Here is an 18,431-nt window from a genome sequence, read left to right as displayed (position 1 = left end):
GCTTTTCCGGGCAGCCGGGGCTGCCGTCGATCAGGTCCAGACGAAGTTCCAGGTCCCGCTCAGGACCGCCGCGGTCACCGCCAGCGCCCCGATCAGGGCGCCGCCCAGGATCACCGGCAGGTCTGCCGCGCTGAACCGGGCGGGGCGCGCCCAGCTGCGCGGACCTGCGCCGAACCCACGCGACTCCATGGTCACCGCGAGTCGGGTGGCCATCCGGATCGCCTGGACCAGCAGGCCGAACGCCTGCGAGGCCGTGCCGCGCATCCGCGCCACGACTCCGCCATGCGTGCCCACCCCGCGGGCCCGGCGGGCCTGCCCGATGGTTCTCCAATGCTCCGCCAGCAGACCCAGCAGCCGCATCGCCGCCAGCGCCCCGAGCACGAACCGCGCCGGCAGCCGCAGCTGCTGGGCCAGAGAGTCCGCCAGGTCGGTCGGATCCGTGGTGGAGAACACGATCACCGAGGGCAGCACGATCGCAAACGCCCGGGCGCCCAGCGCGAGCCCCAGCGTGATCGAGCCTTCGCTGATCGTGGTGAATCCCAGGTCCAGGAGCACCCGCCCGGACTCTTCGGCCGCGATCGCGGTGCCCCAGGCGGCCAGCACGGCGCCCGCCGCAAAGGGCCAGATCCGCCGCAGGAAGCCCGCCGGACGGATCCCGGCCAAGGGCAGCAGCGCCAGGGCGGCCAGGATGACGACGCCGGAGCTCACTACATCGATGGTCATCACCAGCGCCGCAGTGATCAGGAAGACCGCGATCAGCTTGGCCAGCGCATTGCGCCGACCCAGCCATGAGAGCGACCGCACGGCGGCGAAGAGCTCCCCGCCCGGCGCCTCGGGCTGCTTCCCGGCCTTTGACGCCCCGGGCTGCTCACCGGTCCCCGGCGCGGCCCGGCCGGTGGCCCCGATCTGGAGCTCCTCGGCCTGGAGCCCGCGCAGGAAGTCCGCATCGTGGGTGACCGCGAGCACCGTGCCACCGGAGTCCAGATGCTCGCGCAGCAGCGAAATCAGCTCCGCGAAGGTACGCGCATCCTGGCCGAAGGTGGGCTCATCGAGCATCAGCACCTGCGGCCCGGCCGAGAGCACCGTGCCCACCGAGAGGCGGCGCTTCTCCCCGCCCGAGAGCGTGAACGGGTTGGCCTCGGCCAGCTCGGAGAGTCCCAGCCGCTGCAGCAGCCCGGTGACCCGGTCCTGGACCTGCTCTTCGGTGAACAACGGATCAGCGGTGCCGGGAACCTTCGCCTGCTGCGCCCCCAGGGCCAGCTCCTCGCGCACCGTGCTGCGCACGAACTGGTGCTCCGGCTCCTGGAACACCACGCCGATCCGGGCGACCAGGTCTGCGGAGCGCCACTCATGCGGGTCCGCGGCCAGCCCCGCGCCGGCCGCACCACCCTTGAGCTCCGCCGTCGCGGCGAGGCTCCCGGCGTGGGCGGGCAGCAGTCCCGCCAGGGTCAGCAGCAGCGTGGACTTCCCCGCACCGTTGGCACCGGTGATGCCCAGGGTCTGGCCGCGGCGGATCACCAGATCGAGATCCGTGAGCGTCGGCGCGCCGGGCTGGGCGCTTCGCCAGCCAGCCTTGGGGGAGTGGCGGCCGACGGCGAGGCCCTCGGCCAGCAGCAGCGGCTCGCCCGGCGCCGGCCCAGGCATCCCGCCCCATGCAGACTTCACATCCCGCGCAGGTTCATCCGGCAGCACGGCCTTACCCGGCAGCACGGCCTCACCCGGCCAAGCCGGCAGCTCCTGCAGCGGGTCGCGACCGGGGACCCAGAGTCCCATCGCGCCCAGCTCCTCGCGGAGCGCGGGATCGGTGAAGATCTCCGCCGCGGGGCTGCGTCTGCGGATGCCGCCCCCGGTCTCGAGCACGAGCAGCGTGTCCATCTGCTCCGCCCAGACCTCAAGGCGATGCTCCACCAGGATGATGGTGGCGCCGGTGGCCTCGGCCGCGGCGAGCACCGCGTCGCGGACCTGCCACACGCCTTCGGGGTCCAGGTTCGCGGTGGGTTCATCCAGCAGCAGCAGTCCTGGGCGCATCGCGAGGATCCCGGCGAGGGCAAGCCGCTGCTTCTGTCCTCCCGAGAGCTTCGCGCTCGGATGGTCCAGGCCGAAGCCCTCCAGCCCCACCTCGGTGAGTGCCGCCCGCACCCGTTGCCAGATCTGCTCCCGGGGCACCGCGAGGTTCTCGGCCGCGAAGGCCACGTCGTCGCCGATCCGAGAGAGCACCACCTGAGATTCCGGGTCTTGCTGCATCAGTCCGGCCCGGCCGCGGGCCTGGTCGGGAGCGACGCCGTCGAGCAGCAGCTGCCCGTGGACCTCGGCCTCGTCGTCGTGGAGCACCGCGGCCAGCGCGTGGAGCAGGGTGGACTTCCCCGCCCCGGAGGGTCCGGCCAGCAGCACCTTCTCCCCGGCAGCGATCTTCAGGTCCAGGCCCGCGACGGCGGGACGTTCCCGCTCGGCATGGGTCCAGGACCATCCCCGCGCGATGACGGCCACTCCGCCTCCGGGTCGCGTCTGGGTCGACTCACCCCGCGAGAGCCCGGCCTCGCCTGGAGCGTCATCCGCACGCTGACCCGCCGGATCACCCATGTGAGCGGCCGAGACCCAGTCGAGGCTCTCGATGGGCCCGCCGAGAGGCCAGCGGTCCCAGCACCGAGGCCGCCGCGAGCCCGCGGGTGGCGAGCCAGGGGAGCACCCCGGCGATGATCGCCCCGGAGAACGCGAAGCAGGCGATGTGGATGATCGTCTCCGTGGGGGCGTAGGCGTACATCGGCACGATCCAGTGATAGGTGATCCCGCCGGTGAGCCCGGAGGCGGCGCCGGCCAGCATCGCGAACTCCAGCGAGAACCGGCGGTAGGCCACCGCCAGGAAGATCAGCTCGGCCCCGAGTCCCTGCATGAAGCCGGAGGAGAGCACGGTGAGCCCCCACTGCGAACCCAGCAGGGCGGACACCGCCGCGGCGACCATCTCGCAATAGATCGCGGCGCCGGGCTTGCGGATGACCAGTGCGCCCAGGACGGCTGGGAAGAGCCACATCCCGTGCACCAGGGTCTCCACCGGAGGGTAGAGGACGAAGAGGTTCCCGACCAGGTGGTAGCTGAGGTTCCAGCCCCAGAAGATGACCCCGGAGGCGACCGCAAGCACCGAGGCGACCACGATGTCGGACACCGACCAGCGCCATGACCGGGCGGGGAAGTGTGTGCCTGTGCCGCGGCCTGCGGGGGCCGCGCGATTGTTGCTGCTCATGATGCTTCTCCCCATGACGGTGAGTGCGGACCAAGAGCACGCAGGAGGGAGGCTCGAGCCGCAGCTCAAACATCCGAGTGAAGATGCTCGACTTCCTTCGCAGGTCCTAACCTGATCAGGTGCGAGGGTCTGGGCCTTCAGCCCACTCTCAGCGTCCTGCCGGCAGGATACTGGCTGATCAGCCAGATCTCCTGTCGAGGGGCGCTCCCCTGTCGTGTCTCAAATGACGTGCACTACAGTAGCACCAGGACACTGAACCACCCCTGACCACATCTGAGGAGAAAATTGTGGACAAGCTTCTGGACAAGGGCATGGCTCTTGGCATCTCACTGGCCGGCGGCTTCGTCGCCACGCGGATCTTCGACTTCGTGTGGAAGAAGACCACCGGCGACGACGCCCCTCGTGTGGCCAACGACGAGATGACCCTCAAGCGCGCCCTGGCCTTCTCCATCGGCTCTGCCGTCGTCTCCGCCGCCGTGCAGGTGCTCTCACAGCGGGGCGCAAGCTCCACGGTGAAGAAGCTCCGCAGCAAGGCTGGAGATCGCGCAGAGGTCTGATCGATGCGCATTGCTGCCGCTCAGATCACCACCGGCCCGGACCCCGATGCCAACCTGGAGCTGATCCGGGACTACACCGCGCGTGCCGCGCAGGCCGGGGCGCGGGTCGTGGTCTTCCCCGAGGCCGCCCAGCGCGCCTTCGGGCACCCGTTGCCGCCCGTGGCCGAACCGGTCACCGGCGCCTGGGCCGAGGCCGTCCGTGGCCTGGCGCGGGAGTTCCAGATCGTGATCGTCGCCGGGATGTTCACCCCCGGGGTTCCCAGCGCTGACGGTCGACCCCGCGTGGTCAACACGCTGATCGCCGTGGGCCCCGCCGGCGCCGGCGGGGCCGCGGAGATCGACGTCGCCTACGACAAGATCCACCTCTATGACGCCTTCGGCTTCAAGGAGTCCGACGGCGTCCAGCCCGGCCGAAGCCCGGCGCATTTCGTCCTCGACGACATCACCTTCGGGCTGGCCACCTGCTACGACATCCGCTTCCCGAACCTGTTCACCGCCCATGCCCGATCTGGCGCACAGGTGACCCTGGTGCCGGCCTCCTGGGGTGCGGGGGAGGGCAAGCTGGAGCAGTGGCGGCTGCTCGCCCAGGCCAGGGCGCTGGATTCCACGCAGTACATCCTGGCCTGCGGCCAGGCGGATCCCACCGCCGCCGGAGTGGAGGCGGTACAGGGAGCGCCCACCGGGATCGGTCATTCGATGATCGTGTCCCCGCTGGGCGTCCCGCTCAGCGAGGCCGGCAGTGCGCCCGAGCTGCTGATCGCCGAGCTGGACCCCGAACTGGTCAGCCGGACCCGGGAGCTGGTCCCGGTGCTGCGCAACGCCCGCCAGCTCTAGCGCCCAGGGCGCGCAGCTCAGTCCAGCGGGTGGTTGACCGGCAGGTCCTGGTCGAGGAAGCTGTTCAGCGCCGCGGTGAGCTCCGGGTTCACGGCGAGCTCATGCTCATCGATCCGGTTCACCGGAGCAGCCAGTCGCACCGAGGACAGCAGCCACAGATGGTCCGCCGCATAGAGGTCCTCCGGGGTCAGCGGCCCGTAGCCGAGCTTCCAGCCGGCCCGCTCGGCCGCGGTGAAGATCGCTCCCTGGGTGGTGCCCGGCAGGATGCCGGTCTCCAGCACCGGGGTGATCAGCGTCGGCGGCTCACCCTCGGCGCCCGCCTTCGCGATCAGCACCGTGGAGGTCGGGCCCTCGAGCACCTGGCCGTCGGAGGTGGTGAAGATGACGTCGTCGTAACCGCCAGCGTCGGCGTGGCGCAACGCCGCCATGTTCACCGCGTAGCTCAGGGTCTTGGCGCCGAGCACCAGCCAGGGCGCCCGTTCGGCGGCGGTGGAGTCGTAGCCGCGGTCGAGCAGCGTCACAGCCAGCGGCTTGCCGCGGTTGGACCGCATGCTCTCAGCCACCGGAGTCAGCATTAGCCAGTAGGTGCCGGCGAAGGCTGGATCCTCGGAGGCCGGTTCGCCCTCCACGCCTCGGGTGGCCACGAGCTTGACCGCGAGCTCCTCGGGCACCCCGCCCCGGGCGCGGTACTCCTCGAGGCCCAGCCCGATGGCGGCCTCCCAGGAGTCCGCCGGGGGGATGCCGATGTCAAGGATGCCGGCGGAGCGGCGCAGTCGGGCCAGGTGTGCGTCGAGCTTTCGCGGCGTGCCGTTCACGGCGAACATCGTCTCGAATATCCCGTCCCCGCGAATGGCACCGAGGTCGGTGATCCGCAGCTGGGGCTGGTGCGGGTCAAAGACCGCACCGGTGGGGTGTTCGGCGTCGATCCGTACGGCGACGGCGGCCACAGAGTCATCACGAAAGTGCTCAGCCATGGCTACAGCCTAGCCCCTGAGTGGGCCGCCAGCGGTGATCGGCAGGGGCAGACCCAGTAGGCTGTCTCAGAACACCTTGGAGGGTATGCGTTGCTGTGGCCATTTAGCGGGTTGGGACTGGACTCCCTGCCGCAGGGGATCCTCCTGGGCATCCTCGTGTTCGAGATCGGCGTCCGGGTGGCCGTGATCGGCATCATCCCCTCCAATCGCCGCCCCAACACGGCGATGGCCTGGCTGCTGGCGATCTTCTTCATCCCGGCGATCGGGTTGCCGCTGTTCCTGCTCTTCGGTCGCAGCAAGCTCTCCTCCCGTCGGCAGGAGCGTCAGCGACGGATGAATGCCGCGCTGCTGCAGGCCACCAGTCAGATGGAGCTCTCGGACCAGCTGCGTGAGCATGAGCAGCTCAGCGCCACCGTGGTGCTCAACCGCAATCTCGGCGCCTTCCCCATCCAGGAGGGGAACCAGCTCACGCTGATCACGGACTATAAGGCGTCCTTCACCTGGCTCGTCGATCAGATCGATGAGGCCCGGGAGTACGTCCATGTGCTCTTCTACATCGTCGGGGACGACCGCGAGTACGCCGGCCCGGTGCTAGACGCCATGGAGCGCGCGGCCGAGCGCGGGGTCAAGGTGCGTTTCCTCTACGACCATCTCGGCACGGCACGGGTCAAGGGCTACCGTCGGCTCAAGCGCAGGCTGCGCGGTTCCAAGATCGAATGGCACCGGGTGCTTCCGATTCGTCCGCTGCGCCGGCGCTTCTCCCGGCTGGATCTGCGCAACCACCGCAAGATCGTGGTGATCGACGGCATCACCGCGCTCACCGGCTCCACGAACCTGATCGAACCGCACTACCAGCGACCCGCCGCCGTCCGCATGGGCCGGCGTTGGGTCGAGCTCAACGTGGTGCTCACCGGCCCCGCGGTGACCGGCCTCGACATCGTCTTCGCCTCCGACTGGTACGCCGAGACCAACGAGAACCTCGGTGAGAAGCTGCTGGTGGACCTGGAGGCCGATGAGGCCGCCTCAGGCGGCTCGCTGGTCCAGGTGGTCCCCTCGGGTCCGGGGTTCCCGGATGAGAACAACCTGCGGCTCTTCAACGACCTGATCTACCAGGCCACGGACCGGATCATCATCTCCACGCCGTACCTGGTCCCCGACGATTCGTTGCTCTATGCGCTCACCAATGCGGCGCACCGTGATGTCGAGGTCCTCGTGCTGGTCTCGAAGAAGGCCGATCAGTTCACCGTCCAGCACGCCCAGCAGTCCTACTACCAGATCCTGCTCGAGGCCGGGGTGCGCATCTTCCGCTACCCGGATCCCGACGTACTGCACGCGAAGTTCATGATCATCGATGACCACGTCGCGGTCCTGGGCTCCTCAAACATGGACATGCGCTCGTTCTCGCTGAACCTGGAGGTCACGCTGATGATCGTCGACGTGGAGAAGGTCGCCGAGATCGAGGAGGTCTTCACGCGATATCTCCTGCTCTCCACCGAGCTTGACCTTCAGGAGTGGTCGCGCAGGCCTTGGCACGTGCGCTACCTGGACAACACCTTCCGGCTCACCTCCGGGCTGCAGTAGAGCCCCGGATAGACGAGCATATATACTCTCTGCCCAGGACGCCGGAGCCCCCTCCGGAGCCCATCCACCCAGCGCCGATCAGACCTGAGGAAACATGAGCGGATTGCGTTCGACGGCTCGCCGAGCAGCGCCTTCCGCGACCCGGACCGCGGGCCTGCTCGGCATGATCGCCGCAGCGACGCTGTCCGCCACGGCCTGTTCCTCGGATTCCGAGGATCTGGGCCAGGCACAGGATGCCGCAGGGCTCAGTGCCGTCTCCGCGGAGAGCGCGGAGACCGCCGGCCAGAGTTCTGCAGATCAGGACGCCGGAGATCCGGAGGGCGGCAGCGCCGAAGAGGCCACCGAGTCGGGGCCCGAGGAGCTGCTCACGCAGCGCGAGATCGCGCAGATCCTGCTCACCGAGTCAGAGCTCCCGTTCACCCCGGACAGCCACTCCACGCTGACCGGACTGGACTTCTTCCAGGACCAGCTCGGCGCGACCGCAGAGGTCTACACCGAGAGCTTCGGTGAGGGCGAGTGCACATCTGCCATGGACCGGATCAACGCGGACCTCATCGGGGACAGCCCGGAGCGCGGCGTGGTCCAGGAGTACCAGCACGAGCTCGCCGATCGCACCGAGAGCCTCTATGTATGGATGCTCGGCCTTGAGGACCGGCCGAATTCAAGTGCCGTCTGGGACCGGGTCGTCGAGGCCTGCACCGGACAGCCGCTTCAGGCAGAGACCGACTCGGTGGACTTCGAGGCTTTCGAGGCCCATGACTTCCGCGGACTCGAGCTGGAGATGGAGGTCTACGACGGCGAGTCCATGGTGGAGGTCCTTGGCTTCTCAGCCAGCAAGGACTACGGCAGGCACCTGCTGATGGTCAGCGCCGCGAACATGGATGCCGAGACGTTCGAGGAGATCGTGGAGAGCCAGGCGGAGAAGCTCGCGACCTTCGATCACGAGCTCACCGACTAGCTTCGGGCGCAGAGTCCGGGAACGTCGCGCCGAGGGCCTCCAGCACCCCGCGGGACTTGGTGCGGATCTCCTCCCACTCCTCCGCAGGGTCGGAATCGGCGGTGATGGCCCCGCCCAGACCCAGGTGGAGCTGGCGGGCCCCGGGCGTCCCGGTGAGCACCGCGGTGCGAATCAGCACCGCAAGGTCGGCGGCGCCGTTCGTACTGAAATACCCCGCCACCCCCGAATAGGGTCCGCGCGCCCCCGTCTCCAGACGCTGCAGGATCTCCATGGTGGAGATCTTCGGGGCTCCGGTCATCGACCCGGGCGGGAAGGCGTCGGCGACGACCCGAGCCCGCGGGACCTCATCCGGAATCTGAGCGCTGACCGTGGAGACCAGCTGGTGCACGCTGGGGTAGGTCTCCACCGCGCAGAGCCGTTCCGTGCGCAGGCTGCCCGGTACGGCGTGGATCGAGAGGTCGTTGCGCACCAGGTCCGCGATCATCACGTTCTCCGCCCGGTCCTTGGGGTGGGTGCGCAGATCCTCGATCATGGCACGGTCCGCTGCGGTGGTGTCCCCGCGAGGTCTGGTGCCCTTGATCGGCTCCGAGCGCACCGTGCCGCCCGCGCTGACGCTGAGGAACCGTTCCGGGGAGGTGGAGAGGATCTCGGTCTCTCCGTTGCTCAGGAACGCGGTGAAGGGGGCCCGGTTGCGGGCACGAAGAACGGCGAAGAGGTCGACGCCGGACGCGTGACCCGGTGCCAGGGTTCCGGTGACCGCCGTGGTCAGACAGACCTCGTAGCTGTTGCCCGCGGTGATTTCTCGCTTGGCCGCCTGGATCGCCGCGAGATAGGTGCTGCGGGAATCCCTGACCGCGACGTCCTGTACTGCCGCAGTCCCCTGAGGTGCGGCGTCGCTTCCGTCGACCCGCCTCGCGGCGCTCCCCGCCGGCACCGGTCGGGCCAATGCCCGGATCACCTGTTCCTCCCAGTCGGACTCCGTGCTCGGGTCCAGGCACTGGAGCTCCAGCTGTCCCGTGCCATGGTGGATCACCACGGCGTGCGTGGCGCGGAACAGGCTGGCCTCCTGGGTGGGCAGACCGCTCTGCTCCAGCGCCGTGCCGGCCAGGTCCGCGGAGCCAGACTCTCGCTTGAGCTCATAGCCGAGCCACCCGACCCAGCCGAGCGCGAACCGCGGGGTGTCGCGCGGGGGCTGATCCGGATCCCCATCCGCGGCCGCCTGGTCCGCCGGCCGGCTCCAGTTCTCCGCCAGCCAGCTGAAGAACGGCTGCTGGGCCTCGGTGGTCCCCGCGGGCGTGGTGACGCTGGTCTGACCCTTCAGGTGGCTGACCGTGGCCGCCTGCGCGCCGAAGGAGAACGCCAGGATGCTGTGGGCGCTGCGCGCGGGCTGCTCGGTCCGGGCGTGGTCGCTGCTCTCCAGCAGCGCCGCCGGAACGCCGGGAAGCTGGGCGTTGAGGCTCGCGAAGAGCTGCGCGGCGAGGTCCTCGGAGTCACGGGCCTGATGCGCCCGGGCTCTTCGCGCGGACTCCGGGACGAGCTCCTCCAGGTCCAGCAGCCGGCTGGTCGACGCAGCCCTCATGGGGTCCCTGGTGCGGCGGTCATGGATCAAGGATGGCACAGGCCGAGGGTTGGCTCGGCGCGCTACGATATCGCCCATGGCATCTGAGGCACAGCGGTCCGACACCGCAGAACCGCGACGGGGACGTCCGCGCAGTGAAGCCTCGCACCAGGCGGTCCTGGACGCCACGACCCGGCTGCTGCGCGTGAGCTCCTACGAGGAGCTCACCGTGGAGGCGATCGCCTCCGAGGCAGGGGTGAGCAAGCAGACCATCTACCGCTGGTGGAAGTCGAAGGCGGCCGTGGTGCTGGAGGTCATGCTCACCGGCAACGCCGAGATCGAGCTGGTGCCCATGCCCTCCACCGGCGATCTGCGCGCGGACTGTCTGACCTGGATTCGCGGCATGCTCGTCGAGGCCTTCCGCGACACCCACGTCGGTATGGCGCGCAGCCTCGTGGTGGCGGGACTCCAGGGTGATCCGGGGACCGAGCGGCTGCTGCAGCAGGCGAGCATGTGGGATCACGGCCTGCTGGCCGAGCGTCTGCGGGAGGCCGAACGAGCCGGTGAGCTTCGAGAGGGCGTCGACATCGCCGCGGCCGCCTCCGCGATCGGGGACCCGTTGATCTTCCGGATGCTCACCGGCTCCGCGCCGAGCCTGAGCTGGTCGGAGAGCCTCGTCGACGTCGTCGTGACGGGGCTGATGCGTCCCGGGGCCGGCAGCTCGATCAACTAGCGGCCATGACCTTGATCACATCAGGGCTTCATAAAGGTCTCGGCTAATTTCGAGACGCGGCGTTCCGTTTATGATCGTGTCATGGCAAAGCTCCTTTATCGCCTCGGCATGCTCTCTGCGCGCCGAGCCAAGACCGTCGTCGCAGCCTGGTTAGCCATGCTCGCCCTCGCCGTCAGCTCCTTCCTCGCCTTCGGCGGACAGCTGACGGATCAGATCACCCTCCCTGACCTTGAGACCACCGCGGTCGCCGACCGTCTGGTCGAGGAGATGCCGGACTCCGGCGGCGGCAACGCTTCGGCGATCCTGCGCACCGACGATGGTGAGCCGTTCACCGTCGAGCAGGAGGAGCAGGTCGCGGAGTTCATCGAGGAGCTCGAGGGCGAGGGCATCGTCAGCAGCGTCACCGACCCCTTCGCCACCGAGGAGCAGATCGCCGAGGCGCGCAGCGAGATCTCCACCGGTGAGTCAGAACTGGAGTCCGGCCGCGAAGAGATCGAGACCAACCGTGAAGAGCTGGAATCTGGCCGCGAGGAGATCGAGTCCGGATTCGCCCAGCTTGACCAGGCGCAGGAGCAGCTCGACCAGGCGATCGCCGACGCTCGGGAGCAGGGCATCTACGAGGCCGCGCAGCCCCAGTTCGAGGCGCAGCAGTCCGAGCTCGATGCCGGCCGCGCCGAGCTCGAAGCCGCGCAGCAGGAGCTCGAGGGCGGCGAGGAGGAGCTAGACGCCGGCGCGGAGGAGCTCAACGAGGCCGCCGAGGAGCTGGAGCGCGGCGAGGCGCTCCTGGAGCTCTCCTCCGGGGCTCAGGTCGTCTCCGAGGACGGCGATGTCGCCGTGCTGATGCTCAACTTCACCGAGCCCATGGAGGGCATCGGCACCGAGGACCTGGCCACCGTCTCCGAGGTCATCACCGACGCGCAGATCGAGGGCGTCGAGGCCCTTCCCGGCGGCGACCTCGACTTCGAGCTCCCGCACCTGTTCTCCGTGGCCGAGCTGATCGGGCTGATGATCGCCGCAGCCGTGCTGCTGATCATGCTCGGCACGCTCATCGGCGCCGGACTGCCGCTGCTCAACGCCCTGATCGGCGTCGGAGTCGGCGTTGCCGGCGCGCTGGCGTTCTCCGGCGTCGTCGACATGATGTCCATGACTCCGATCCTGGGCCTGATGCTGGGACTCGCTGTGGGCATCGACTACTCGCTGTTCATCATCCACCGGCACCGCCGACAGCTGAAGGACGGCATGGCGGTCCACAAGTCGATCGCCCTGGCCACTGGCACGGCGGGCAATGCCGTGGTCTTCGCCGGCGCCACCGTGGTGATCGCGCTGCTGGCGCTCAACGTCACCGGCCTGCCGTTCCTGGCCCTGATGGGCAGCGTCGCAGCCGCCTGTGTGGCCATCGCAGTGCTCATGGCAGTCACCATGACCCCGGCCATGCTCTCCCTGGTGGACCGCAGGATCCTCGGTCGCAAGGAACGTCGTCACATCGGGGAACGGCGCACCAAGGAGATCACCACACCGATGGGCCACGGCAAGGCGATCGGCATCGCCGCCGTCGCGCTGATCGGACTCGGGGTGCTCTCCATCCCGACCTTCGACCTGCGCCTGGGCCTGCCCGACGCCAGCTCCAACGCCGAGGACTCAGCCTCCTACCAGGCCTACGCCGCCACCGAGGAGGCCTTCGGTCAGGGCGTGAACGGACCGCTCCTGGTCCTGGCCGACCTGCCCTCCGGCCTCGATGACACCCAGGCGCAGGACTACCAGATCGAGATCGGCACCGCGCTGCTTCAGAACGAGAACATCGCTGCCGCAGTGCCAGCCGCGCTCAATGACGAGAACACGCTCGGCGTCTTCCAGATCATCCCCGAGGAAGGGCCGGCCGCCGAGTCCACCGAGAACCTGGTGCACGAGTTCCGCGAAGGAAACCCGCTTGCCGGAACCGAGGCGGCCGACGTCGAGCTCTCCGTGGCGGGCATGACGGCCGCTCAGATCGACATGTCAGATGTGATCTCTGATGCGCTTCCGCTCTACCTGGCGCTGGTCATCGGGCTCTCGCTGCTGCTGATGATCATGGTGTTCCGCTCGATCCTGCTCCCGGTGATCGCGACGCTCGGCTTCGTCGGGTCCTTCGCCGCCGCCGTGGGCATCGTCGTCGCGGTGTTCCAGTGGGGCTGGTTCAGCGAGATCTTCGGCGTCACGACGCCGGGCCCGGTCCTGACCTTCCTGCCGGTGCTCATGGTGGGCATCCTCTTCGGGCTGGCCATGGACTATCAGCTCTTCACCGCCTCCGGGATGCGTGAGGCCTATGCCCACGGCTCCGCGCCACGGCTCGCCGTGCGCCAGGGCCTCCATGCCGGACGCTCTGTGGTGACCGCCGCGGCGCTGATCATGGCCTCGGTCTTCGCCGGATTCGTCTTCACCGATGACCCGATGATCGCCTCCATGGGGCTGGGGCTCTCTGTGGGCGTGCTGCTGGATGCCTTCGTGGTCCGGCTGATGCTGGTGCCTGCGCTGCTGCACCTGGCCGGGCCTGCCGCCTGGTGGCTGCCGAAGTGGATGGACCGTCTGATCCCGGACGTCGACGTCGAAGGCGCCCAGCTGGAGCGCGAGGTCGCACCCGAGGCTGCCGGCCCCGCCGACGGGCTCCAGCCGCTGGCCAGAGATGCTGAGACGGCGCCCACCCGCTGACCGACCCGCACACACAGCAACGCCCGGCACCTGCCAAAGGCGCCGGGCGTTGCTGTGTGATCCTTCTGTTGGGTGATCCTTCTGCTGGGTGTCGGGGCTACTGCGAGTCCTCGTCCCGATCAAGCGGATCCTCGAGCAGCTCGTAGACGCCGTCGATGATCCGATTCGGTCGGAACGGGAAGTCTGCGATGCTGGCCCGGCTGGAGAGCCCGGTCATCACCAGGATCGTGTGCATCCCGGCCTCCATGCCGGCCACGATGTCGGTGTCCATCCGGTCCCCGATCATCGCGGTCTCCATGGAGTGGGCGCCCAGGTGGTTCAGTGCCGAGCGGAACATCATCGGATTGGGCTTGCCCACCACATAGGGCTTCCTGCCGGTGGCCTTGGTGATCAGCGAGGCGATGGCTCCGGTGGCAGGGATGACGCCTTCCGGGCTCGGGCCGGTGGCATCGGGGTTGGTCAGGATGAACCGGGCGCCGTCATTGATCAGCCGCACGGCCTTCGTGATGGCTTCGAAGCTGTAGTTCCGGGTCTCACCGACGACCACGTAGTCCGGGTTGGTCTCGGTCATGATGAATCCGGCGGCATGGATCGCAGTGGTGAGGCCGGCTTCACCGATGACGTAGCAGCTGCCCTGCGCATTGGACTCCGGATCGATCTGGTTCGCCAGGAACGTGGCCGTGGCCAGCGCGGAGGTCCAGATCCGCTCCTCGGGCACCACCAGTCCGGAGTTGCGCAGCCGGGCGCTGAGGTCCCGGGCGGTGAAGATCGAGTTGTTCGTCAGCACCAGATAGGGCAGATCCTTGCTCCGCCACTGTTCCAGAAGCTCCGCAGCGCCGGGAAGCGCCTCCTGCTCACGGACGAGCACGCCGTCCATATCGGTCAGCCAACATTCGATGTTCTCACCGTTCATGCCTTGATCCTATGTCCTCCCGCCGCGGGCCTGCCAGGGGCCGGCGCTGGGAGCTGGCACACATCGCGCTGCCCGGGCTCGTGGAAGAGGGTCGCGCACTCTTCGTGCAGATCGCCGAACAGCTGGAGTCCTCCGTCCTGGACGGCTCCCTGGCTGAAGGTGAGCGCGCCCCATCCAGCAATGAGCTCGTGTCCTTCCGTCGGATCAATCCGGCCAGGGCTGCGAAGGGTCTTAATCTGCTGGTGGACCGCGGAATCCTGCTCAAACGCCGGGGTCTCGGCATGTTCGTGGCCCCCGGCGCCCGGGAGATCCTTCCCGCGCAGCACCGTGCCCAGTTTGCGACGGACTACCTCGATCCGATCATCACCGAGGCCCGCACCGTCGGGCTCTTGGTGGACACCATCATCGAGATGCTCCGCTCCAGGGCGTGACCAGCGTCTGGAGCGCTGCGGGAGGGAGGCGCTCATGAGCACCGCCATAGAACTGACCCAGGGGCAGTGCCCACCGCCTGAGCGGTCGCAGACTCCAGGGCATCAAGAAGGGAGCCCCAGATCGGCCAGCGTGAGGGGGACGCTGTATCGGCCGATCCGGGGCTCCCGAATCACTCGCACCTTGATGAGGTAGTTCCTACATTAGGAGTTCTCCTTGGGCAGGTGCTTGCGGTTTGCTGGTAAGTCACTGGGAATGTAATTCCTCCGCCCGGCGCGAGAAGAGCCCCGAGTCGGCCAGCGTGAGGGGACGCTTTAAATGGCTGACTCGGGGCTCTGAATCACTCGCACCTTGATGAGGTATTTATAACTGTAGGACCCATTCTTGGCGTTTTCCCGAGCAGTTCCTGGGAGCTTCCTGGGTCTTCAACCGCACTGCGGGTCAGCTCGCCCGCTATTCGCCTGACTCCGTGTCCGGCCGGGGCGTTCCGGGGTGCAGCACCAGCCGGTCTCCCTCGAGGGTGACCTGATGGGTCTTCACCGGGCGCAGCGCCGGCAGCGTCTCTGGGACGCCGGTGCGCAGGCAGAAGGCTGAGGCATGCATCGGGCACTCCAGGGTGTCCTCTTCGACGTAGCCGTCGGAGAGTGAGACCGCCTCATGAGAGCAGGTGTCGTCGAGCGCGTAGAACCCGCCGTCCTCGGCATGGACCACCGCGATGTCGTCATTCCATCCCGAATCCTCGGCGGAGACGCGGAAGACCTGGCCCTCGGGGTACTGGCCGGCGGGGCCGAGATCGATAGGGGGGAGTGCTTCGGTGCTGGACATGTGTTCTGCCTCTCTGGTGACGGATACCTGCGGCCTGCATTGTCTCAGAAGCCCTCACTCCGGCAGCTGGCGGCGGAGCTCTTCGAGCTTCCGACGCTCCCGTTTGGTGGGGCGGCCTGATCCGCGTTCACGGACCGGCAGTCCCACGTCGCGGGGCCTGATCCGCTCAGGCGAGTGGTCGCGGTAGGCCTTCTGGGCCACAGGGGGGCCGACTCGCTTCGACAGGGTGTGGACGACGTCGAGGATCAACTCGTGCCCGGGCCGGCGAATATGGATCCTGGTGCCCGGGGTGATGCGCAGCGAGGCCTTTGCGGGATTGCCGTCGATGGTGATGTGTCCGGCGCGGCAGGCGGTCGTGGCGGCGGAGCGCGTCTTGAACAGTCGGACCGACCAGAGCCATGCGTCGATGCGGACCGGGCCGGTGGGGCCGGTGGGGGCGGTCTCTGACATGGAATCAGTCTAGAGAACTGCTGTCTCGCCTGCGGCGGAGATGCCCCAGCGAATGCGCAGACCCCGCGTCCGGAGTGTGAGGGAACACTGTTCCGATACGCGGGGTCTGCTGAATCACTCGCACCTTCAAGAGGCACTTCCTACAGTAGAGAGGCTTCTTGGGCAGTCGATGGTCGTGACCTGTGAGCTGCCTGGAACTCTTGGGGCTCAGGCGTCGCCGCCTGAAGTCTGGTTGTGATATTCGCCTTCACAGAATTCAACCGTAAACCATCCGTCCACCGGTTCCGCCGCGACCAGGACCGCTTCCTCGTCGAGTGATTCAACATCGGTGTCGACCAGAGCAAGAATGTTTTCAAGCGGCTCCCGCAGTTCTACTGGGACGAGAATATAGTTCTGCTCGACCGCAGAATAGATCTCATCAAGAACCTCTTGATCTTCAACCCCTTCATTCATGTCAGTTTGCAGGCCTTCCATCATTGAACCGATGAACATGCAAGCCTCTTCTTCAGAGAAATAAGCACCTAGTTCCTCAGTTCTCTCGATGTCGATCTCATCGGGATCGGGAAGGTCGCCTCCCGGTCCCTCACCCTGGGGAATCTCGCCAGAATCGCCGTCGTCCGGTGAGGTGTCGGGCTGCTCCTCCGGTTCCGGGGTCGAAGTCTGCTGCGGCTCCTCGGACTCCTCCACGGGGGGTGCCGACTCCGAGCTCGGCTGCGTCGGAGGGCTCGGCTCCTCCTCGGCTGCGCATCCCAACAGTGCGAACGGCGTCATGGAAGCGAGTATCAGCATCCCTCGCACTCTTGTGCGGGCCATCTGGGCGCCCTGCGCGGGGGCGGATTTCGAAGCTGGAGGCGGCGTCATGGGTCCAGTGTGGCACGCGCTGCGCGGCATGAGTCACGAACACATCACAATGGCGTGCCGTGCCGGGCGTCGGCGCGTTCCTGCTCTCCTGGAATGGGATACTTTTCCAGCGAGGGCAGTGCAGCGCCACGCGAGCATCCTGCGGTAGTGATGTTCGCCAGCTGCGCTGCCCTCCAATCATTCCCAGGCGCTCGCGGACGCCTGGACGTCGACTCGAACGCTGCTCTTGCGTCCTCCACCGTGTTCATCAACGTGTCGTGCTCGGTTCGCTTCCATGATCACAGCGTGGTTAAAGTTGAACTTGAAGCTTTTTTAAAAACTCTTGTGGTGGACAACTAATCGTGGGTTACAGTTGTCCCGACTCGGCTTGCTGTACGCGTAGGTTTCCCATCTCTTAGTACGGTTCGCTGCTTCCCCAGTCGCCATATCTGCTTATGAATACTCCGCATGCGCGTGTTTCGCGTGCTGGTCCTCACTCACCCCACAAGGGGGCTCGACGGTCTCCCAGCCGATGAGCGCGAGGGTCCCAGTCGTCGTCGACCGTGAATGCCGGTGTGTGCATGGAGCCGTTCTGTTGTGAACGACTAGTGAGGAAGCACCTGTGCCGAAGAAACTCTCGTCTGCCGTTGTCGGCACCCTGGCCGTAGGCCTGACCATGCCACTGACCGCGAATGCCGCCGCCGCGGACACCGCGCCTATGAATGTGGCCGCGCTGTCCACTGCGGGGGTGGATGCTCCAGCGACCGGTCTCACCGGACTGAGCAGTGTGGACGTCTCTGCCTCGCAGAACGCCACCCAGTTCCGGCTCCCACTGGCCCAGCGGACCTTCAGCTACACCTCCCCGTATGGCTCGCGCTGCATGCCGACCCAGGGTGCCTCTACCTCCCACTTGGGACAGGACCTCGGTGCCGCCGACGGCAGCCCGATCTACTCTGTGGCCGCAGGCACCGTGGTACGCGCCTTCAGTGGCAACCGGTACAACACCGGCTTCGTCGTCGTGCAGCACCAGATCGACGGCAGGACCTTCCACAGCGCCTACCTCCACATGTGGGATGCGCACACCCATGTCCGCGTCGGGCAGACGGTGCAGGCGGGTCAGACCATCTCGCGGGTGGGAAGCTCGGGGCCATCCACCGGGCCGCACCTGCACCTGGAGATCTGGGAGGGTGCCTGGATGCACGGCACCTCGCACAACCCGACGACCTGGCTCGCACAGCGTGGTGTCGACCTGCGCGCATCCGCCTCCACCGTGATGAACATCACCAACCCGTCTGCCTGCAACTACTGGACCGTGAACTCAACTCCGCTGCGCGCCACCGCGAGCAGCACCGGTTCCGTCATCATGCAGCTCGGAGCGGGCGCCACGCTGACCGCAGCCCCGGGTGACACCAGCAACGGCATGGTGCGGGTGAACGCAAACGGTCGTATCGGCTGGGTGGCGCACTCTTCACTGACGCCCTCCCGTCCCGCCGGAGGCGGCACTGTGCCTGCGGCCAACGTCCCCCAGGGCACCTCAATCACGCCTACCCAGTACCGGACCACCGCGGCGCTGAACGGCCGCAGCGGACCCGGTAGCAACTACGCGGTTCTCCAGGGGCTCACCTCGGGCACCACGGTGACCGTCACCGCAACCCACGGCGGTTGGATGAAGTTCAGCCGAAACGGTCAGTCCGTCTGGTCGCACGGCGACTTCCTGTCCCGGGTTTCGACCGCCTCCACCGATTCCTCTAACACCAGTTCCGCGAGCACCGGTGATTTGGCCCATGGGGTCAGTCCCGCAAGTGGCAGCTACAAGGTCAAGGCCGGGGTGAATCTGGTCGCCCGCTCGAATGCCA

Annotated in this window: 16 protein-coding genes; 8 read left to right on the top strand and 8 right to left on the bottom strand. The window is 67.6% G+C overall.

The window, feature by feature from the left end:
- Positions 1-30: 30 nt before the first annotated feature.
- Positions 31-2,487, bottom strand: a complete 2,457-nt coding sequence (locus EV640_RS01735) for an ATP-binding cassette domain-containing protein (RefSeq protein ID WP_243832188.1) — start codon at positions 2,485-2,487, stop codon at positions 31-33.
- Between the two features lie 85 nt (positions 2,488-2,572).
- Positions 2,573-3,238: an ECF transporter S component gene (locus tag EV640_RS01730; protein ID WP_036474539.1), complete on the bottom strand. Its 666-nt coding sequence runs from the start codon at positions 3,236-3,238 to the stop codon at positions 2,573-2,575.
- Positions 3,239-3,525: 287 nt separating this feature from the next.
- On the opposite strand from EV640_RS01730, the gene EV640_RS01725 reads away from it, so the two are divergent.
- Together EV640_RS01725 and EV640_RS01720 are read left to right on the top strand one after the other, a co-directional pair.
- Positions 3,526-3,795, top strand: coding sequence for a DUF4235 domain-containing protein (locus EV640_RS01725; protein ID WP_133725601.1), 270 nt, complete (start codon positions 3,526-3,528; stop codon positions 3,793-3,795).
- Between the two features lie 3 nt (positions 3,796-3,798).
- Positions 3,799-4,629 carry a carbon-nitrogen hydrolase family protein gene (locus EV640_RS01720; protein WP_133725600.1) on the top strand — a complete coding sequence of 277 codons (831 nt, stop codon included), beginning with the start codon at positions 3,799-3,801 and terminating at the stop codon, positions 4,627-4,629.
- A 17-nt stretch (positions 4,630-4,646) separates the two neighbouring features.
- Here the strand turns inward: EV640_RS01720 and EV640_RS01715 are convergent, their stop codons facing one another.
- Entirely contained in the window at positions 4,647-5,603 is a 957-nt protein-coding gene (locus tag EV640_RS01715) for an aminodeoxychorismate lyase (RefSeq protein WP_036474538.1), read from the bottom strand.
- Positions 5,604-5,693: 90 nt separating this feature from the next.
- Between EV640_RS01715 and cls the strand changes: the two genes are divergently transcribed.
- Entirely contained in the window at positions 5,694-7,184 is a 1,491-nt protein-coding gene (gene cls / locus EV640_RS01710) for a cardiolipin synthase (protein ID WP_133725599.1), read from the top strand.
- A gap of 94 nt (positions 7,185-7,278) precedes the next feature.
- Entirely contained in the window at positions 7,279-8,142 is an 864-nt protein-coding gene (locus EV640_RS01705) for a hypothetical protein (RefSeq protein WP_133725598.1), read from the top strand.
- On the opposite strand, the gene EV640_RS01700 is transcribed toward EV640_RS01705, so the two are convergent.
- Positions 8,132-9,721 carry an anthranilate synthase component I family protein gene (locus EV640_RS01700; RefSeq protein WP_166645841.1) on the bottom strand — a complete coding sequence of 530 codons (1,590 nt, stop codon included), beginning with the start codon at positions 9,719-9,721 and terminating at the stop codon, positions 8,132-8,134. The genes EV640_RS01705 and EV640_RS01700 overlap by 11 nt on opposite strands.
- A gap of 76 nt (positions 9,722-9,797) precedes the next feature.
- On the opposite strand from EV640_RS01700, the gene EV640_RS01695 reads away from it, so the two are divergent.
- Positions 9,798-10,433: a TetR/AcrR family transcriptional regulator gene (locus tag EV640_RS01695; protein ID WP_036474536.1), complete on the top strand. Its 636-nt coding sequence runs from the start codon at positions 9,798-9,800 to the stop codon at positions 10,431-10,433.
- Between the two features lie 81 nt (positions 10,434-10,514).
- On the top strand, positions 10,515-13,118 hold the full coding sequence (locus EV640_RS01690) for an MMPL family transporter (protein WP_133725595.1): 2,604 nt from the start codon (positions 10,515-10,517) through the stop codon (positions 13,116-13,118).
- A 97-nt stretch (positions 13,119-13,215) separates the two neighbouring features.
- Here the strand turns inward: EV640_RS01690 and EV640_RS01685 are convergent, their stop codons facing one another.
- A complete protein-coding gene (locus EV640_RS01685) occupies positions 13,216-14,031 on the bottom strand; it encodes an HAD-IIA family hydrolase (protein ID WP_036474534.1) in 816 nt (271 codons plus the stop codon).
- Positions 14,032-14,042: 11 nt separating this feature from the next.
- Between EV640_RS01685 and EV640_RS01680 the strand changes: the two genes are divergently transcribed.
- Positions 14,043-14,462, top strand: a complete 420-nt coding sequence (locus tag EV640_RS01680) for a GntR family transcriptional regulator (protein ID WP_133725594.1) — start codon at positions 14,043-14,045, stop codon at positions 14,460-14,462.
- A 451-nt stretch (positions 14,463-14,913) separates the two neighbouring features.
- Here the strand turns inward: EV640_RS01680 and EV640_RS01675 are convergent, their stop codons facing one another.
- The 3 genes from EV640_RS01675 to EV640_RS01665 form a co-directional block, all read right to left on the bottom strand.
- Positions 14,914-15,285, bottom strand: a complete 372-nt coding sequence (locus tag EV640_RS01675; protein WP_036474532.1) for a non-heme iron oxygenase ferredoxin subunit — start codon at positions 15,283-15,285, stop codon at positions 14,914-14,916.
- Positions 15,286-15,339: 54 nt separating this feature from the next.
- On the bottom strand, positions 15,340-15,735 hold the full coding sequence (locus EV640_RS01670) for an RNA-binding S4 domain-containing protein (protein ID WP_051500978.1): 396 nt from the start codon (positions 15,733-15,735) through the stop codon (positions 15,340-15,342).
- A gap of 207 nt (positions 15,736-15,942) precedes the next feature.
- Positions 15,943-16,422 (bottom strand): hypothetical protein, encoded by a 480-nt coding sequence (locus tag EV640_RS01665; protein ID WP_133725593.1) that lies wholly within the window; start codon positions 16,420-16,422, stop codon positions 15,943-15,945.
- 775 nt (positions 16,423-17,197) lie between these two features.
- Between EV640_RS01665 and EV640_RS01660 the strand changes: the two genes are divergently transcribed.
- The coding region (locus EV640_RS01660; protein WP_166645840.1) for a M23 family metallopeptidase at positions 17,198-18,431 on the top strand (1,234 nt) is incomplete at its 3' end.

This window comes from Nesterenkonia aurantiaca, assembly GCF_004364585.1.
GTDB classification, from domain to species: domain Bacteria; phylum Actinomycetota; class Actinomycetes; order Actinomycetales; family Micrococcaceae; genus Nesterenkonia; species Nesterenkonia aurantiaca.
Note: the sequence above shows the minus strand (reverse complement) of the source record. Positions and strands in the feature narration are given on the sequence as shown.

What these genes read in the sequence shown, in the direction of transcription:
- EV640_RS01705 (WP_133725598.1), top strand. Translation starts at nt 7,279, where the DNA reads ATGAGCGGATTGCGTTCGACGGCTCGCCGAGCAGCGCCTTCCGCGACC.
- EV640_RS01685 (WP_036474534.1), bottom strand. Translation starts at nt 14,031, where the DNA reads ATGAACGGTGAGAACATCGAATGTTGGCTGACCGATATGGACGGCGTG.
- EV640_RS01730 (WP_036474539.1), bottom strand. Translation starts at nt 3,238, where the DNA reads ATGAGCAGCAACAATCGCGCGGCCCCCGCAGGCCGCGGCACAGGCACA.
- EV640_RS01670 (WP_051500978.1), bottom strand. Translation starts at nt 15,735, where the DNA reads ATGTCAGAGACCGCCCCCACCGGCCCCACCGGCCCGGTCCGCATCGAC.
- EV640_RS01690 (WP_133725595.1), top strand. Translation starts at nt 10,515, where the DNA reads ATGGCAAAGCTCCTTTATCGCCTCGGCATGCTCTCTGCGCGCCGAGCC.
- EV640_RS01715 (WP_036474538.1), bottom strand. Translation starts at nt 5,603, where the DNA reads ATGGCTGAGCACTTTCGTGATGACTCTGTGGCCGCCGTCGCCGTACGG.
- EV640_RS01720 (WP_133725600.1), top strand. Translation starts at nt 3,799, where the DNA reads ATGCGCATTGCTGCCGCTCAGATCACCACCGGCCCGGACCCCGATGCC.
- EV640_RS01675 (WP_036474532.1), bottom strand. Translation starts at nt 15,285, where the DNA reads ATGTCCAGCACCGAAGCACTCCCCCCTATCGATCTCGGCCCCGCCGGC.
- EV640_RS01680 (WP_133725594.1), top strand. Translation starts at nt 14,043, where the DNA reads ATGTCCTCCCGCCGCGGGCCTGCCAGGGGCCGGCGCTGGGAGCTGGCA.
- EV640_RS01695 (WP_036474536.1), top strand. Translation starts at nt 9,798, where the DNA reads ATGGCATCTGAGGCACAGCGGTCCGACACCGCAGAACCGCGACGGGGA.
- EV640_RS01700 (WP_166645841.1), bottom strand. Translation starts at nt 9,721, where the DNA reads ATGAGGGCTGCGTCGACCAGCCGGCTGCTGGACCTGGAGGAGCTCGTC.